We start from the raw sequence: 17906 nt of genomic DNA, 5'->3' as shown, positions 1-17906 counted from the left end.
TCATGCCCTTTTAAAGCATGTCGTTCAAGGAAGGAAATTGGGAGCGCACCGACGTACGAGATGCCCAAATCTATGCAAAGCTGCTTTAAAAAGCAACCCGCAGCCGGACATGATCGCCTGTTTTATTGCTCAAGGTCAACCACTGGTAATCGCCACATCATGATCAGTAACGCTAACATCATGCAAACCAATAAAATACGCACCCACAATAAAGGCACAAAATAGATCGAAATCGCGAATGTCGTCACAATCAGCGCAACGGCTTTTGGCTTCGCCCCTTTCGGCAGCGCGCGATGCGCCTGCCAGTGACGTAAATAGCTGCCAAACCAGGAACGGTGCAGCAGCCAGTGATGAAAGCGTGGAGACGAACGGGCAAAACACCAGGCGGCCAGCAGTAAAAACGGCGTGGTGGGCAACAGCGGCAGCACAACGCCCAGCGTTGCCAGTACCACACACAGCCAGCCGACCATAATCAGTAATATGCGCTTCATGCAGTTCCTTTTGATTCGCACAAATTGCCAGAAATTAAGCCCCCAGTTTATACAAGTGCAACGAAGGTGTCATAACCGCCGGTTGCAGGTAAGCTATGAGCGTCATTAATGGAGATAACCTGTGAGCACTGAACGAATTTTACATGTCCTTGATCAGCAAATAGAAACTCTGGCGCGGGAAATCGAACCCATCGGCCATGTTTCCGCTTCGCAGGCCCGGTTTGATATCGCCCTTTTCTCAACCAAAGGCACCCGTCTGCGCGATTATCTGGCAGAAATTAAGATGAATTTACAGCAACTGAATCAGGAAGTGGTTGAGAAACGTTCCGCGCAGGTGGCGTTTATTGCCGAGCGACTGGTGGCACAAATCACCGCCATGCAGCGCGAACTCGCTACGCAAACACTGCGTAAAACGCACCAGACGCCGGAGCGAAAAAGTCATGATAATTATACCAAACTCGCGGAAACTCAGCAGTTCGAGCGTCGTCTGATTGCCATGATTGAAGACCGGGAAACTACGCTGGGACAACTCGCCACGTTCAGCGATCAGCAACGCGTGCAAAAGGAACTGGCTGCGCTGGAAGGACGTTTAATGCGCTGTCGTCAGGCGCTGGCCAAAATTGAGAGGCAAATCGAGCGGCAGGAAAAAGGTTTTTGAATCTTTATCACATTTTTTTAATCCGGCGTTCAGACCCGCCATTTTCTTATCTATAATGGTAAGTCCAAAACCTGCTAATAATAATGTTGGCCAATATGTCCGTAGAAAATGCGCCTCCCGAACTTCAGCTTGCTGTTGATCTGATTTACCTGCTTGAGTGCAACGAAATTGCACCGGAAACCGCTCTCGCAGCACTGGAAATCGTACAACGCGATTATCAGGAAAAGCTGAAAAACAGCAAAAGCACGCTGTCAATTAGTTACCTTTAAGCCGTCCGGCTGACTGTATCAGGGGAACCTTTCGCATTCCCCTGAATTGCCCGCTTCCCATTAGCCCTGAGGCAACGCATCCGGTTCATCACCCGGTTGTCTCAACACGCGCTTAACTTCCTGAATCTCGCTGCCGTCCTGATTGTGCAGATACACTTCCAGCTGATTGAAGGCGATATTAATGTCGTTCTCGCGGCACAGTTTATCAATACTGCGGTTAAGTTCATCGACGGTATAACTGCGGTCACCCAGTTCACGAACATAAACACGCAGTTCGTGATCGAGCGTGCTGGCACCAAAATTAAGGAAGAAGACCAGCGGTGCAGGGTCGCTCATCACACGGGCGTTTTCATGCGCCGCCTGCAACAAGATCTCTTTCACTTTATCCAGATCAGAACCGTACGCCACACCAATTTTGATCAGCACGCGGGTGACGGTATCGCTCAGTGACCAGTTGATCAGCCGTTCCGTCACAAAGGCTTTGTTAGGAATGATCACTTCTTTACGGTCAAAATCGATAATGGTAGTTGCGCGGATACGGATACGACTGACCGTGCCGGAAAATGCTCCGATGGTCACAGTGTCGCCAATACGTACCGGGCGTTCGAACAGGATAATCAGACCTGAAACAAAGTTCGCAAAAATTTCTTGCAAACCAAAGCCCAGCCCGACCGACAGCGCCGCCACCAGCCATTGCAATTTATCCCACGAAACCCCGAGAGAACCGAGCGCCGTGATCGCCCCGATCACCGTGATCGAATACGTCAGGATGGTGGTAATGGCGTACGACGTCCCCTGCCGCAATTGCAGCCGCGACAGCACCACCACTTCCAGCAGGCCCGGCAGGTTTCGAGTCAGAACATACGCCACGATCACCGCCAGAAAACCGAGCAGCATATTACCCAGCGTCACGGTTTGCTGAGTGACCGCACCCGCCACCGTGCTGGAGTAATGCCATAACGTTATGCTGTCGAGATAGGAAATCACCGTCAACAAGTCAGACCAAATCCAGTAGAAGACTGTCGCGAAGATGAAGAACAGCCCCATGGTGGTCAGGCGCAGCGATTGCTGGTTAATCTGATCCAGACCAATTTGCGGTTCTTCAACCGGCTCATTACCTTCCGCGCCTTCTTTCGCCAGGTTTGTCTGACGGCGGGCCAGCGCACGACGATACGCCAGACGCCGTGCTGCAACACTTAATCCCCTGAGCGCGGTGAGATAAATAATGTTCCAGAAAATCAGCAGGTAAAGACTGTCAATCCAGCGGCCCGCCAGACGCAGCGTGGTGTAAAAATATCCGGTGACCACCAGCCCGACCAGGAAAGCCGGCGCAATCGCAATCGCCGTGACCACCACCAGACGAATGCTGTGAGAATCTTTTTCACGCCAGCCATCGCGTGCGATCGGGAATACGAGAACCGTCAACGCCAGCAGCGTCAGGAAAATCACCACCTGCCCGATGATGTCATCCACCAGACCGAGCGGTGCTTTCTCGCCGCGCACGGACCAGAAAATCAGCGGCAACATCACCAGGCTCAAACGAATGACGGAACGACGATAATGCGCGCAAGTGGCCGCAGGTGTAGTAAAGTGCCGCTCGTTGATCCCACCGGGTTTAAGAATGCGATAACAAAAGCCCATGACCAGCTGGAACACTGCCAGCCGCTGCGCCAGCGTCCATAAAAAGTCGCTCGGTTCGATATCACATTGCGAAAGCCAGTAGCCGACGCCCAGCATCAGTAACACGCCGGGTAAAACATTCAGAACCATCAATAACAGCGCCTGCGGCGTGTGCAGCTGGCTGTCGCGCTTGAGTTGTCCGACATCATCACTCAACATATCAATCCGCTGATCAATGTATTTCCTGCGCCATAACAGCAGCAAAATAACGATTAATAACGGGATGGTCACCGGCAGGGAATGTAACGCACCCAGCATCAGTTCGCCCGGTGGAATACTCACATGCAGGTCGCTAAGTTGACTTTTGACATCGCCCGGCAATGATTTGATGAACTCCCAGTTCATCGGCTTGTTACTGCTCACCCAGAAAATCTGCTGAGTCAGCGTTTCGGTCAGTGACTGGTTGATGCTCAGCAATTGTTGCTGGTTAATCTGCAAATTGATGGCGAGCGACAGCTGATTACCCAGTTGCTTATTCAGTTGATCAAGCAGTTCTCGGCGCATATCAACAATCTGTTCCAGCGCATCGCTGATATCGTCATTAATCGTCTCTTTGCTGTTGGTCACCACCCCCTGAATGTAACTGTCGCCCTGAAATAAGGCATCACGCTGCTGATTAATTTTGAACTGCTCAAGCCGCAAATCAGCAATCCGCGTGCTCATATCGGTCATCAGACCGGAAGGCGGGATAGTATTTTGCTGCTGCTGATACAAAATGCGCGACAATAATAAGCTGCCTTTCAGCACCGTAATTTGCTCTTTAAGGTCATGCTCAGCCTGCGCCGAACGATCCAGCCAGTTTTTCACTGTAATATTTTTCTGAACCAGCTGGTTGCCTTCCTCGGTTGCGGCAATCAGACGTTCGCTGAGCTGGCGGTTAATTCCCAGTTCCTGCGCCACTAGCGGGTCATTTTGGATATTCGAAGCATCGTCCGGCGTTTGGGCTTCTTTCGCTGTCCGCTCGGACAAAATCAACCGTTTGCCGTTGACCACTTCCTGCAATAACTGCGCGGTGTGTTCAAGCTGATTGATGTGCGCGTTGGTGTAATCACGTTGTTTTTGCAGTAAATCCTGCAACGTGGTATTGGCTTCGAGGCTCTTACGTTGCAGGTCAATCTGCGCCGCAAGTAAAGCCTGTTGCGTGACCAGCATGTTTTGTTGCGTGTTACGTAAATCCTGCTGACCGGGCGACATGCCGTTGAGCTGATTACGGATTTTCTGAATCGCCAGCGAATAGGAGTACATCGCGTTCTGGACGCGCTCAGGCTGAGTTTGCAGGGAAATCAGCTGCGTGTTAAAAGTCGATAAATCTTCCTGCGAGGACTGCAAATCGTCGAGTGTGTCATTAAGACGGTTTTCCAGCTGACGCAGCGACAGCGCGGAAAGCTGAGCTTTATTCACATCATCTTTCGGATTGTTTTTGATCTGATCCAGACCGTCCATGGCGACCCGCAGCTTTTGCGGTGCGTCGGCGACCTGTTTTTGCAGCTGATTTGCTTCCTGCTTCACTCTTTCCAGCGCATCAAGATATTCCAGCGTGTGGATCAGATCCTGTTGCGAAAGCTTATCAACCGGCGTCAGGTTCTTCTGGCGATTTAATGCATCCAGCTGGTTCTGAACTTCATTCCTGCCGGGAATATCATTACCTGCCGCATGACCGGAAAAAGAGACAAAAAGCAATGCAACGCATATCACAAACGTGAAAAAACCTGTCATTCCCCTTTTTTTCAGGGAAAGCATTACGTCAGAAGGGGCGGCCAAAAACCGGATACACATACGTCAGCGTCAACTCATTTACTGAATGAATAATATGGAGATGACAATAGCAGCGTTGGCGATGAAAGGAAGGAGAAAAGCGTTTCTGAATACAACATCAGAGTGTGTATTTTATAAACAAAACGGGATATAAATTTGCAGGCTTACTAATTAACACGAAAGTATTGAGGGGTTATTTTACCGCAGTGAGAAAGGACGAATGGCACAACATGTCTATATACGTATCCACGAATCGCCCGGCATTCCCTTCTAAATCAAAGCTTTCAGGAATAAATAACCAGTTTTCCATCAACCCTGTGAGATAAGCACGAAGAATAATGGCGGCCTGGCGGGTATCAAGATCAACCGGGAGCTGCTTTTCTTCTATACAGCGCACGAGAATACGCTCGATTTTACCGTAACCTTCCATGTATAACGCTTTGCGCGCTTCGTGAACTGACGTCATCTCCCCAACAAATTCACATTTATGGAATATAATCTCCATCAATGCTTTACGTTGGCTATCGGTGACAGTGGCGACCAGAATGTAAATTAAGATTTCGCGTAAAATACGCAGTGGATTATTCGGATACTTTGTCTGATACTCTACTTCAAGCACTTTTATGCGGGATTCATAAGCTTCCCAAATCGCATTAAACAGCTCCACTTTGTTCCTGAAATGCCAATAAATTGCGCCCCGCGTCACACCGGCTGCATTCGCAATATCAGTCAGTGATGTCGACGATACCCCGCGGGCAGAAAACTCACGCACAGCAGCATCCAGAATCTGTTGTCTGGTTTCCAGCGCCTGTGATTTGGTTTTTCGTGCCATAGGTTTATCTTTAAGGGGAGTTTGATTTACATACATTCTTGAATGTATGTAACATAGCACGCACATACTAAAAGCGCAGCAATGGATTTGGAATGTTGTGATCCATTGGACAATTTGAAATCGGACACTTGAGGTTTATTTATGAACAAAAACAGAGGGTTAACGCCTCTGGCGGTAGTTCTGATGCTATCCGGAAGCTTAGCACTTACAGGATGTAACGATAAAGAAGCTCAACAAGGTGCACCTCATGCTCCGCAGGTTGGGGTCGTTACTCTCAAAACTGAACCGTTGAATGTGACTACCGAACTTCCTGGTCGTACTGCTGCTTTTCGCATCGCTGAGGTACGTCCGCAGGTTGGCGGCATTATTCTTAAACGCAATTTCGTTGAAGGCAGCGAAATTAAAGCCGGGACTTCGTTATATCAGATTGATCCAGCCACTTATCAGGCCGCGTATAACAGCGCTAAAGGCGATCTGGTAAAAGCTCAGGCGAATGCACAGATTTCCCGTCTGACCGTAACTCGTTATAAACCTCTGCTTGGCACTAACTACATCAGTAAGCAAGATTACGATACTGCTGTGGCCACTGCCGCTCAGGCTGACGCCGCTGTTGTCAGCGCCAAAGCAGCCGTTGAAAATGCGCGTATCAATCTGGCTTATACCAAGGTCACCTCCCCTATTAGCGGACGTATCGGTATTTCGTCGGTAACTGAAGGTGCGCTGGTTTCAACCGGCCAGACCAATGCACTGGCAACTGTTCAGCAACTTGATCCTATCTACGTTGACGTCACTCAATCGAGCAACGATTTCCTGCGTCTGAAGCAGGAACTGGCAGATGGCTCACTCAAGCAAGTTAACGGCAAAGCACAAGTCAAGCTGCTGTTGGATAACGGTAAAGAATATTCACAGGCGGGTACATTAGAATTCTCTGATGTGACTGTTGATGAAACAACCGGTTCCATTACTTTGCGTGCCATCTTCCCTAATCCAAATGACGCCCTGCTGCCAGGTATGTTTGTGCGCGCACGTCTGGATGAAGGCGTAAACGACAACGCTCTGCTGGTTCCTCAGCAAGGTATTACCCGTAACCCACGTGGTGATGCCACAGCGATGGTGATTGGTGCGGACAATAAAGTTGAAATTCGTACAGTGACCACAACGCAGGCAATTGGCGACAAATGGGTCGTGACAGACGGCCTGAAAAGTGGCGATAAAGTTATCGTGACAGGTCTGCAAAAAATTAAGCCAGGCGTACAGGTTACTGCACAGGAAGTCGATCAAAACGCAGCAGCACCCGCTACAGCGACGAAGTCTTAATAGGAGCCGGTAATTCATGGCTAAGTTTTTTATAGATCGTCCCATCTTTGCATGGGTAATTGCGATCATCATCATGTTGGCAGGGGGATTGGCAATACTTAAATTGCCAATCGCACAGTATCCAACCGTTGCGCCACCGGCTATCCAGCTGACCGCAACTTATCCGGGTGCGGATGCGCAGACCGTACAGGATACCGTTACTCAGGTTATCGAACAGAACATGAACGGTATCGACAACATGATGTACATGTCGTCGACCAGTGATTCATCAGGTACTGTTCAGATTACCCTGACCTTCGCTTCCGGTACTGACGCGGATATCGCGCAGGTACAGGTTCAGAACAAACTGCAGCTGGCAACACCATTGCTGCCGCAGGAAGTTCAGCAACAGGGTATTTCGGTTGAGAAATCGAGCAGCAGCTTCCTGATGGTAGCGGGCTTTATTTCCAATAACGGTTCAATGACCCAGGATGATATCGCCGACTACGTCGGTTCCAACATCAAGGATCCTATCAGCCGTACTGCGGGTGTAGGTGACGTTCAGCTGTTTGGTGCTCAGTACGCGATGCGTATCTGGATGGATCCGAACAAACTGAACAACTTCCAGCTGACGCCGGTAGATGTCATCAACGCCATCAAAGTACAGAACAATCAGATCGCAGCAGGTCAGCTCGGTGGTACACCACCGGTTCCGGGCCAGCAATTGAACTCATCTATCGTGGCGCAGACCCGTCTGAAGTCACCGGATGAATTCGGCAAAATCATTCTGAAAGTAAATCAGGATGGTTCTCAGGTTCGCCTGAAAGATGTGGCTAAAATCGAACTCGGTGGTGAAAACTACGACGTTATTGCCCGTTTCAACGGACAACCTGCGTCAGGCTTGGGTATCAAACTGGCAACGGGTGCGAACGCCCTGAATACCGCGGCGTCTGTAAAAGCCACACTGACTAAGCTTGAGCCATTCTTCCCGGCTGGCTTAGAAATTGTTTACCCGTACGACACCACGCCGTTCGTAAAAATCTCGATTAAAGAAGTAGGTAAAACGCTGTTCGAGGCCATCGTCCTGGTATTCCTGGTCATGTTCTTGTTCCTGCAAAACTTCCGCGCAACGCTTATCCCGACCATTGCGGTTCCGGTGGTTCTGCTCGGTACCTTTGCAATTCTGGCAGCGTTTGGCTATTCGATAAACACCCTGACAATGTTCGGGATGGTGCTCGCGATAGGCCTGCTCGTCGATGACGCCATCGTCGTCGTCGAGAACGTCGAGCGCGTCATGGTCGAAGAAGGCCTGCCTCCGAAAGAGGCCACCAAAAAATCCATGGAGCAGATCCAGGGTGCATTGGTGGGGATCGCGATGGTGCTGTCCGCAGTATTCATCCCGATGGCCTTCTTCGGTGGTTCTACCGGTGTTATCTACCGTCAGTTCTCCATCACCATCGTTTCGGCCATGGTGCTGTCGGTTCTGGTGGCGATGATCCTGACACCTGCGCTTTGTGCGACCATGCTCAAGCCGGTTGCCAAAGGTGAGCATCACGAGAAGAAAGGTTTCTTCGGCTGGTTTAACAAGAAATTCGACCAAAGCACGCACCACTACACCGACAGCGTAGGCAATATTCTGCGCAGCACCGGTCGTTATCTGGTGATTTATCTGCTGATCGTTGTCGGCATGGCATTCCTGTTTATCCGCCTGCCAACCTCCTTCCTGCCGGAAGAAGACCAGGGTGTATTCCTGACCATGGCGCAATTGCCAGCAGGTGCAACCCAGGAACGTACACAGAAAGTGCTGGACGAAGTCAGCGATTACTATCTGACGAAAGAAAAAGCTAACGTGAAGTCCGTGTTTACGGTCAACGGTTTTGGCTTTGCTGGTCGTGGTCAGAACACCGGTATTGCGTTTATCAGTCTGAAAGACTGGTCTGAGCGTAGCGGCGCGGAGAATAAAGTTCCTGCCATTGCAGGCCGTGCGATGGGCGCATTCAGCACCATTAAAGATGCACTGGTGTTCCCGTTCAACTTGCCAGCGATTGTTGAGTTGGGTACAGCGACAGGCTTCGACTTCCAGTTGATTGACCAGGCTAACCTTGGACATGACAAACTGACACAGGCACGTAACCAGTTGCTGGGCATGGTTGCTCAACATCCGGACTTGCTGACTCAGGTTCGTCCAAACGGTCTGGAAGATACACCACAGTTCAAAATCGAAATTGATCAGGAAAAGGCAACGGCACTTGGCGTTTCAATTTCCGACATCAACACTACTCTCGGTGCTTCGATTGGTGGTAGCTACGTCAACGACTTCATCGACCGTGGTCGCGTGAAGAAAGTGTACGTTCAGGCTGAAAATAAATACCGTATGTTGCCGTCAGACATCAATAACTTGTATGTCCGTGGCAGTGCTGGCCAGATGGTGCCGTTCTCCGCATTCTCCAGTGCGAAATGGGAATACGGTTCACCACGTCTGGAACGTTACAACGGTCTGCCATCCATGGAAATTCTGGGTCAGCCAGCTCCGGGCAAAAGTTCGGGTGCTGCAATGGAGATGATGGAGTCTCTGGCTTCCAAACTTCCAAGCGGTATCGGCTATGACTGGACCGGTCTGTCCTATCAGGAACGCTTGTCAGGGAACCAGGCTCCGGCCTTGTACGCTATCTCCCTGATTGTCGTATTCCTGTGTCTGGCAGCGTTGTACGAAAGCTGGTCAATACCGTTCTCGGTTATGCTGGTGGTTCCGCTCGGGGTTGTGGGTGCGCTTCTGGCAGCCACGATGCGCGGACTCAGTAACGACGTTTACTTCCAGGTAGGCCTGCTGACCACCATCGGGCTGTCCGCGAAGAACGCCATATTGATTGTTGAGTTCGCCAAAGACCTGATGGACAAAGAAGGTAAGGGTCTGATCGAATCCACACTTGAAGCGGTTCGTATGCGTCTTCGTCCGATTCTGATGACCTCACTGGCATTTATCCTCGGTGTAATGCCGCTGGTAATCAGCTCCGGTGCAGGTTCCGGTTCTCAGAACGCCGTAGGTACCGGCGTAATGGGCGGGATGATTACAGCAACGCTGCTGGCGATCTTCTTTGTTCCGGTCTTCTTCGTAGTGGTTCGTCGCCGCTTTGGTAAGAAGAACGAGGATATCGAACATACGCACAAAACAGAGCATCCGACGCTGTAACGGATCCTCATACTGACGAAAGGCCGCTTATGCGGCCTTTTTTTTCGCCTGAGTCTTGAACCGGAAAACAGATGGGTGCATACTTATTGTTATAGTATAACATAACAATCTGAGGCATTATGAAACCCGCTATCCATCCTGCGTATCGCACCGTGGTTTTCCACGACACCAGTGCTAATGAATACTTCAAGGTCGGCTCAACCATCTCGACAGACCGCACCATTGAACTGGAAGGGGCAACCTACCCTTACATCACGATTGAAGTTTCTTCCGCTTCCCATCCGTATTACACCGGTAAGCAGAAAGAGTATTCAAAAGAAGGCAGCACCGCGCGATTCAATCAACGCTTCGGCAGCTTCCTCGGTAAAAAGTAAACAACATCAGGGAAATTGTTATGCAGGTTCTGAGTTCATTACGTTCGGCAAAAAATCGTCATCCGGATTGTCGCGTGGTTCGCCGTAAAGGCCGGATTTATGTGATCTGTAAAAGCAATCCGCGTTTTAAAGCCGTTCAGGGCAGAAAGAAAAAGCGTTAACACTGCGCCTTTCCATTACGCCCATAAAATATAAAAGCCCCGCCGCTTGCCCGACGGGGCTTTTTCTTATGTTAAGACATGATGTAAAACCTCCTCACAGCGAAACCGTGAGGAGGGGAAATCTTATTTCATGCTGGCAACGATCGTCTCAACGTTATGCTTAAACGCTTTGATATACGTCGTGGCCGGGCCTTGCGGGCCTGAAAGTGCTTCAGGATACAGCTCACCACCAGGTTGCGCGCCGCTCGCCGCAGCAATTTGTTTCACCAGACGCGGATCGGTCTGATTTTCGATGAAGTACGTTTTCACCTTCTCCTCTTTGATCTGCTTAATCAGCGATGCGACACCGCTGGCGCTGGCCTCCGCTTCGGTAGAAAAGCCGACTGGTGCCATAAAGCTGACATGGTATTCCTGACCAAAATAACCGAAAGCATCATGACTGGTCAGCACTTTACGTTTTGACTGAGGAATGCCGGTGAATTCAGTTTTGGCCCACGCATCAAGCTTCTGTAACTGCTCAATATAGGCGGTTCCGCGCTGGCGGAAATAGTCAGCATCTTCCGGATCGGCTTTGATCAGCGCATTCATCACATTGGTCGCATAAATCACGCCGTTAGCCATGCTGTTCCAGGCGTGCGGATCGGTAATTTGTTTGCCGTCTTCTTCCATTTTACGGGAATTAACGCCTTCAGATGCCGTCACCACATGACCTTTATAACCGGAAGCCGTCACCAGACGGTCGATCCACCCCTCCAGACCTAAGCCACTGACGAAAACGACATCAGACGCGTTAATCGCCTTACTGTCTTTCGGCGAAGGCTCAAAGCTGTGCGGATCACCGTCAGGTCCGACTAGCGTCGTCACTTTAACGTGCTCGCCGCCCACTTCCTGAACGATATCCCCGAGAATAGAAAAACTGGCCACCGCATCCACGGTTTTCGCCATAGCCAGCGGGCTCGACAACAGGGCAGCTGCTGCGAGTGATACAGGTAGTACTTTCATCATGTCCCCTTAATTGTGGTACTGCTTATTAACTTACTGCTGCTTAAGTTCGCGAAGCCGTTAACATCCCGCCCCGCTTTCCAAATAAAACTGAAATAAAGAAGATCACCGTCGCGCTGAGGACGATAGCCGGGCCTGCGGGCAGCGAAGCATAATAAGACCAGATAAGCCCGACGATACTGGCGATCACACCGATAATCATGGCGCTCAGCAAGGTATGGGGTAAATCCTGCGCCCAGAAACGTGCGCTGGCCGCGGGTAACATCATCAAACCGACAGACATCAGCGTGCCGAGGATCTGGAAGCCGGCAACCAGGTTCACAACGACCAGCGCCAGGAAAATCCCATGTATCGCCGCCAGCCATTTCCCTGCGCTGACCCGTAAAAACAGTGAATCGAAGGATTCTATGACCAGGGCGCGATAAATACAGGCCAGCACCAGCAATGACACACTGGTAATAATGCCGACCATAATCATTGCTGAGGAATCGATAGCGAGAATGGAGCCAAAAAGAACGTGTAGCAGATCAACACTGGAACCGCGCAGGGAAACCAGCGTCACACCCAGCGCGAGCGATCCCAGATAGAAACCGGCAAAACTGGCATCTTCCTTTAATTGTGTGCGGCGGCTCACCAGGCCTGACAGCATCGCCACTGCAAGTCCTGCAATAAAACCGCCAATTCCCATGGCGACCAGCGACATTCCTGAAATCAGATAACCGATAGCGGCACCCGGTAATACGGCGTGGGAAAGTGCGTCTCCCACCAGACTCATCCGGCGTAATAGCAGGAAAACGCCCAGAGGCGTGGCGCTGATGGATAATGCGATACAGGCAATTAACGCGCGGCGCATGAAACCAAACTCAATAAAGGGATCGGCCAGTAAATGAAAAAGCATCATGAATTGGCAACTCCCGCCACGAGAGAAAAAGGTTCGGTCGAAATACAGGCATGCGCCTGATGCGGGAAGTGACCCAATACGTCGTGCGCCGTTCCCCACCGATTCTGTTGCGCGCTGAGGTAAAGCACATGAGGAAAATGCCGGGCAACCATTGAGATATCATGTAAAACCGCAATGACGGTTTTGCCTTCCTGATGCCACTGCGCAATCACCTTGAGCAGCAGTTCCGTTGTCTGGGTATCGATGCCGGTAAAAGGTTCATCAAGCATGATGAGAGGCGCCTGTTGCACCAGTAAACGCGCGAATAAAGTACGTTGCAGCTGACCACCGGAAAGCGAACCTACGGGCAAATGCGACATTTCAGTCATCCCGACCGTCTCAAGCGCCTGAGTTACTGCGGTGGCTGACTGCTGATTTATGCCGCCAAAAAGTCCGCTTTGCGGCCAGCACCCCATGGCGACCAGGTCGAATACGCTGATCGGAAAACCGCGATCCAATTCCGCCTGCTGCGGTAAATAGGCCAGACGCGGACGTTTTCCGCCGGTGAAGGTAATATTGCCCGCAACCGCCTGCTGAAGGCCAGCCAGCGTTTTGAGGAAAGTGGATTTACCCGCCCCGTTAGCCCCGATAACCGCCGTCAGTGAGCCCGAAAGAAATTGCCCGCTGACCGGCATCGCAACCGCCCGGCGGTCATAGCCGACTTCAACATTATTAACAAAAATCATGGTAGCGATATTGCCCAGTAAATTGCGGCCCATAAAATAGCCAGTACAGCCAGCACGGCGAGACAGCGTACTGGCGAAGAAAGTGTAAAGAGTGTTTTGGTCATAGCCCCTCCATTCGTTACAATATAACATCACATGCTCGGTTTTGTATCAACACGTGAACTGTTTCGATTTTTTACCAGATGTCCTTTCGGAACGGGGAATGCACACCCAGGGCCAGGCAAAATTGTTAGAAAAGGGTAAAAATTGATGAACAGAAACTAATTGTCATTACAATCAGAAAGTTATGTTTTTCCACACTGGAAATTTTTTTCTCTGCTCAAAACACATCCTGATAAAAGTATGCAATAATAGAAAGGTATGGAGTTCAAAGGCGAAAACCGGTGAAAAAATTTATCCCCTACCCTATTAATGGGGAAAATCTGACTCCTTCAGATTTGCTGCAGATTATTGAACGTTATTTATCTGAAATTGAAGAGTCATTAATTGGCGATTTAACTTACTTCTCAGAAAATGCACGTTATGAACCAAATTCTTTGCAAATCGTGTCAATCGTTGCAATTGGCGAAAATTGTTATTCGATGAATTACCAGTTCAGATGGTCGATTTTCAACGGTTGTCTGGACATTAATGCACAAGAGTTCACGACGCAAAGTGTCACATTCCTTGTAAAGCCGGCAGGTCTGGAGTTTGATATTATTGGTTTGTTCAAAGGTTCAACGGCTGAAGAATTGTAAGTTTGAGTAATACGTTTGCGCAGCTTTCTCAAAATGAATTATATTTAAATTATATGTTGTGTAATAAGCCCGAGAAAGTTCATCTCAAAGACTGCGATTGTCTTTGATGTATAAGTCAGTTCATAGCGTCATCTGTTCATAGCGTTAGTAGTGAGAGCCGTTTTCTGTAAGCCATCAAGTTTTGTTGTTTACTCACAGAGTGTTATCAACACCGAATAAACCATTACGGAGGGGATGATATGGATGAGTACTCGCCTAAGCGGCACGATATCGCTCAGTTACGCTACCTGAATGAAATGTTGTATGATGAAGGCATCGCGACACTGGGTGACAGTCACCACGGTTGGGTCAACGACCCTACTTCTGCTGTTAACCTGCAACTCAACGAACTGATTGAGCACATTGCATCCTTTGTGATGAGCTTTAAAATTAAGTATCCGGACGATACCCATTTAAGTGATCTGGTTGAAGAGTATCTGGATGATACCTACACCCTGTTCAGCAATTATGGAATTAACGATTCTGATTTACGCCAATGGCAAAAGACCAAGAAGCGATTATTCAGAATGTTCTCAGGGGACTACATCTGTACCCTAATGAAGACTTGAGTAATAATTTATATGCAGTCATCAGATAAAAATGAAAAGGCTAAGATGAACAAAATCGACTATTTGATGCGTTTAAGAAAATGCACCACTATTGATACACTTGAACGTGTCATTGAAAAGAATAAGTATGAACTGTCCGACGACGAGCTGGAATTGTTTTACTCAGCAGCTGATCATCGTTTAGCGGAGCTAACGATGAACAAGCTGTACGATAAAATCCCGGTATCAGTCTGGAAATTTGTACGCTGACAGACAGAGTCAGGTCGAAATACCTTTCGGCCTGACGCTCATATTTCATACAATATAACTTAAGCAATTTTTAACTATTTCTTCAGATATTTCTTTCTGCTTTCTCTTTGATCTGCCGGTGGAATGTTTGTAAAAGAAACTTGAAACATTGTTCTGTTACAGGCGAGCGCAGAGGCGCTGGCTTACGCATCATCGCCACTGTACGACTTAATGTCGGTTGCTGTAGATGAACCACTGTTAATTCATCATCATTAAGTGTTGCTGTATATAATTCTGGCAATATCGCCAGAGCCAGACGCGAACGAACTAAACCATATAACGTCTCCTGAAAATCCACGCGATAACTCACCCGCAAATTCAGCCTGTGACTTTCAATTAATGAGCTCACCAGCCTGGTGACATTTCCTTTTGAAAACAAAGCAATATCCCTTTTAGCCAGTTGTTTCCAGGGGATATTATGCCCTTCTGATAACGGATCATCACGCCGGATAACTGCCACGAAAGGATCTTCCAGCAGCGGATATATTGCTACAGAATCAGGCACCGTGCTGTCGGTCGCACCAATACCAAAATCCACAGATCCGTTCTCCAGTTCCAGTAATAATGCATCGTTTGTCAGGTCATGAAATTCCACACGCATATCAGGGAAATATTCCGATAATAACTGCGGAACGGCCGGGAATAACAACGTACTGACTGAAGGGACCAATCCGATACGTAAAGTTCCATCCCCCCCCTGCCGCATGATTTGTTGCATATCATCGAAGGCACTATGCGCTGTATTCAGTAGCCTTTCTGCATAAGGTAAAACAGCTTCGCCCTGTTCGGTCAGGCTGACTCCCTGAGCGGTGCGGTTTAATAATTTCCCCCCCAGTACTGATTCAATTTGCCGCAGTGCGCTGCTTAAAGCTGGCTGACTGATCGCCAGACGGTTCGCCGTGTCGGTGAAACTGCGTAACTGCGCCAGCGTTACAAAGTATTGAATTTGCTTGAGGGAGAGCGCAGGCAACCGGCGCCAGGGTTCAGACATGATGGTCAGGGATCCCGCTAAAAATAGAAAACGTTTGCTCAGCATAACCGCATCTTATAAACGGATAAAATAATTCATCTGTGCAAAGGCATTCCCTCTCCCTACATTAGCCCAATCACTTTGTAAATCCGGATACTGACATGACCGAAAACATTGCTCCGTTACCCCTGCGCCAGCGCGCGGTTCAGGCTGCGTTAGGGAAAATTCCTTTTGATCGTCTGCTTATCAACGCAAACGTTATCGATATGGTGACGGGAGAGATTCGCGAAGCCGATGTCGGGATCACCGGCAATATGATTGCCAGCGTCCATCCGCGTGGAAAATTCTCTCAGGCAGAAAATGTCGATGACTTAACCGGTCGCTATCTTTCGCCGGGACTTATCGACACCCATGTGCATATCGAAAGCTCTCACCTTTCGCCGGAAAAATACGCCGGAATTGTCGTTGCTCAGGGAACGACCACCGTGTTCTGGGATCCGCACGAACTGGCAAATGTGCTGGGTGTCGCCGGTGTGCAATATGCCGTTGAGTCGAGCCGTAATTTACCTCTGCGGGTGATTTGCGCAGCCCCTTCCAGCGTACCTTCCACTCCCGGTTTAGAAATGTCCGGCGCTGACTTTCACGGTCAGGAAATGCAAACCATGCTGAGCTGGCCAGAAGTCGCCGGGGTTGCCGAAGTCATGGATATGCACGGCGTGATTAATGGCAGCGGGCGGATGCTGGAAATTCTCGAGGCCGGTTTAAACAGCGGCAAACTGATCGAAGGCCATGCCCGCGGGCTGAAAGATGAACAGTTGCAAGCCTATCTGGCGGCTGGCGTCACCTCTGATCACGAACTGACTTCTGCGCAAGATGCACTGGAAAAACTGCGCGCTGGTCTGACGCTGCAAATCCGCGGTTCTCATCCTTATCTTCTGCCGGAGATCACTGCTGCGTTGCTGGCGCTGCCACATCTTTCCTCACAGATTACGCTGTGTACTGATGATGTTCCGCCCGATCATCTGCTGGAAAAAGGCGGGCTGATTGCGTTAGTCAAGTTGCTAATTTCACACAGGTTACGTGCCGAAGATGTATTGCGTATGGCGACTTTCAACGCCGCTATACGCATGCAACGTTCAGATTTAGGGCTGATTGCACCAGGCCGTACGGCAGATATCATCGCGTTTGATTCACTGGAAAATCTGCATCCGCACGCCGTATACGTGGCCGGAAATTGTGTGGCAAAAGAGAGCAAACTTCTCTTCACGCCAGCGGCGGCCAGTGGTGTGACACCTCCTCTTGACACAATGCGGCTCAGCGCACTTACTGCTGACGACTTCTGCATGAAAATTCCGGAGCTGACAAACGGCAAAGCCCGCCTGCGTAATATCAAAGGCGCACGCTTTACACAGTGGAGCGAAGTGACCGTTGACGTCAAAGACGGCGTGGTACAACTCCCGGAAGGCTTCAGCCTGATTTGGGTACAGCACCGCCACGGGCGGCACGACGCCACCCCCAAAATGGCATTACTGGAAGGCTGGGGAGAACTGCGCGGAGCGATTGCCACCTCCTACTCGCACGATTCACATAATCTGGTGGTACTGGGACGTTCCCCCGCAGATATGGTTGTGGCGGCGAATCAGCTCATCTCCAGCGGCGGCGGAATGGCACTCAGCCAAAACGGCACATTGCTGGCAAAAGTGGATATGCCCATTGCCGGAATGCTCTCTGAATTGCCTGCGGAACAACTGGCCGAACAATTCAAAAATCTGCGTGAACTCAGCGCACAGATAGCCGACTGGGAACCCCCTTATCGCGTTTTCAAAGCCATCGAAGGCACATGTCTGGCGTGTAATGCCGGGCCGCATCTGACTGACTTAGGCCTCACTGACGGCGGACTGCGTGAAATCGTCGACCCGGTTCTGGAAATCTGGCCGGAATAAATCTGAAATGCCCGGTGCCACGCCGG

17 protein-coding genes are annotated in these 17906 nt (G+C 49.8%); 10 read left to right on the top strand and 7 right to left on the bottom strand.

What is annotated here, in order from left to right; translation table 11 throughout:
* Positions 1 to 122: 122 nt before the first annotated feature.
* A complete protein-coding gene (locus tag UC15_RS05730; RefSeq protein ID WP_112287534.1) occupies positions 123 to 491 on the bottom strand; it encodes a DUF454 family protein in 369 nt (122 codons plus the stop codon).
* Positions 492 to 612: 121 nt separating this feature from the next.
* Between UC15_RS05730 and priC the strand changes: the two genes are divergently transcribed.
* Entirely contained in the window at positions 613 to 1149 is a 537-nt protein-coding gene (priC, locus tag UC15_RS05725; RefSeq protein ID WP_112287533.1) for a primosomal replication protein PriC, read from the top strand.
* Between the two features lie 95 nt (positions 1150 to 1244).
* Entirely contained in the window at positions 1245 to 1418 is a 174-nt protein-coding gene (gene rsmS, locus UC15_RS05720; RefSeq protein WP_015690305.1) for a pleiotropic regulatory protein RsmS, read from the top strand.
* A gap of 60 nt (positions 1419 to 1478) precedes the next feature.
* Here rsmS and mscK read toward each other — a convergent pair whose 3' ends face one another.
* Positions 1479 to 4814 (bottom strand): mechanosensitive channel MscK, encoded by a 3336-nt coding sequence (gene mscK, locus UC15_RS05715; protein WP_232829821.1) that lies wholly within the window; start codon positions 4812 to 4814, stop codon positions 1479 to 1481.
* Positions 4815 to 5046: 232 nt separating this feature from the next.
* On the bottom strand, positions 5047 to 5685 hold the full coding sequence (acrR, locus tag UC15_RS05710; RefSeq protein ID WP_112287531.1) for a multidrug efflux transporter transcriptional repressor AcrR: 639 nt from the start codon (positions 5683 to 5685) through the stop codon (positions 5047 to 5049).
* 141 nt (positions 5686 to 5826) lie between these two features.
* Between acrR and UC15_RS05705 the strand changes: the two genes are divergently transcribed.
* From UC15_RS05705 to ykgO, 4 genes are all read left to right on the top strand, one after another.
* Positions 5827 to 7002: an efflux RND transporter periplasmic adaptor subunit gene (locus UC15_RS05705; RefSeq protein WP_112287530.1), complete on the top strand. Its 1176-nt coding sequence runs from the start codon at positions 5827 to 5829 to the stop codon at positions 7000 to 7002.
* Between the two features lie 16 nt (positions 7003 to 7018).
* Positions 7019 to 10171 (top strand): multidrug efflux RND transporter permease subunit AcrB, encoded by a 3153-nt coding sequence (gene acrB, locus UC15_RS05700; protein ID WP_112287529.1) that lies wholly within the window; start codon positions 7019 to 7021, stop codon positions 10169 to 10171.
* 119 nt (positions 10172 to 10290) lie between these two features.
* Complete coding sequence (locus tag UC15_RS05695; RefSeq protein WP_112287528.1) at positions 10291 to 10545, top strand: type B 50S ribosomal protein L31; 255 nt, start codon at positions 10291 to 10293, stop codon at positions 10543 to 10545.
* 20 nt (positions 10546 to 10565) lie between these two features.
* On the top strand, positions 10566 to 10706 hold the full coding sequence (ykgO, locus tag UC15_RS05690; protein WP_004954542.1) for a type B 50S ribosomal protein L36: 141 nt from the start codon (positions 10566 to 10568) through the stop codon (positions 10704 to 10706).
* A 123-nt stretch (positions 10707 to 10829) separates the two neighbouring features.
* On the opposite strand, the gene UC15_RS05685 is transcribed toward ykgO, so the two are convergent.
* From UC15_RS05685 to UC15_RS05675, 3 genes are read right to left on the bottom strand one after another with little or no spacing between them, the layout of a single operon-like run.
* Positions 10830 to 11708: a metal ABC transporter substrate-binding protein gene (locus tag UC15_RS05685; RefSeq protein WP_112287527.1), complete on the bottom strand. Its 879-nt coding sequence runs from the start codon at positions 11706 to 11708 to the stop codon at positions 10830 to 10832.
* A 43-nt stretch (positions 11709 to 11751) separates the two neighbouring features.
* The gene (locus UC15_RS05680) at positions 11752 to 12609 is read right to left on the bottom strand and encodes a metal ABC transporter permease (protein WP_112287526.1); all 858 of its coding nucleotides are present in this window, start codon (positions 12607 to 12609) and stop codon (positions 11752 to 11754) included.
* Complete coding sequence (locus UC15_RS05675) at positions 12606 to 13367, bottom strand: metal ABC transporter ATP-binding protein (protein WP_112287525.1); 762 nt, start codon at positions 13365 to 13367, stop codon at positions 12606 to 12608. The genes UC15_RS05680 and UC15_RS05675 overlap by 4 nt, the downstream gene beginning before the upstream one ends.
* Positions 13368 to 13717: 350 nt before the next feature.
* Here UC15_RS05675 and UC15_RS05670 point away from each other — a divergent pair, with 350 nt between their 5' ends.
* The 3 genes from UC15_RS05670 (at position 13718) to UC15_RS05660 (ending at position 14928) form a co-directional block, all read left to right on the top strand.
* Positions 13718 to 14071: a hypothetical protein gene (locus tag UC15_RS05670; protein WP_112287524.1), complete on the top strand. Its 354-nt coding sequence runs from the start codon at positions 13718 to 13720 to the stop codon at positions 14069 to 14071.
* A gap of 239 nt (positions 14072 to 14310) precedes the next feature.
* Entirely contained in the window at positions 14311 to 14679 is a 369-nt protein-coding gene (gene tomB / locus UC15_RS05665; RefSeq protein ID WP_104923047.1) for an Hha toxicity modulator TomB, read from the top strand.
* Positions 14680 to 14724: 45 nt separating this feature from the next.
* Positions 14725 to 14928: an HHA domain-containing protein gene (locus UC15_RS05660; protein WP_013576617.1), complete on the top strand. Its 204-nt coding sequence runs from the start codon at positions 14725 to 14727 to the stop codon at positions 14926 to 14928.
* A gap of 82 nt (positions 14929 to 15010) precedes the next feature.
* Here the strand turns inward: UC15_RS05660 and UC15_RS05655 are convergent, their stop codons facing one another.
* On the bottom strand, positions 15011 to 15961 hold the full coding sequence (locus tag UC15_RS05655; RefSeq protein ID WP_198659667.1) for a LysR family transcriptional regulator: 951 nt from the start codon (positions 15959 to 15961) through the stop codon (positions 15011 to 15013).
* A 137-nt stretch (positions 15962 to 16098) separates the two neighbouring features.
* On the opposite strand from UC15_RS05655, the gene UC15_RS05650 reads away from it, so the two are divergent.
* Positions 16099 to 17880: an adenine deaminase gene (locus UC15_RS05650; RefSeq protein WP_112287523.1), complete on the top strand. Its 1782-nt coding sequence runs from the start codon at positions 16099 to 16101 to the stop codon at positions 17878 to 17880.
* The last annotated feature ends 26 nt before the right edge of the window (positions 17881 to 17906 follow it).

It is taken from the genome of Rahnella sp. AN3-3W3 (assembly GCF_003263545.1).
Classification (GTDB): domain Bacteria; phylum Pseudomonadota; class Gammaproteobacteria; order Enterobacterales; family Enterobacteriaceae; genus Rahnella; species Rahnella variigena.
This window is presented reverse-complemented; position numbering and strand designations above follow the sequence as displayed.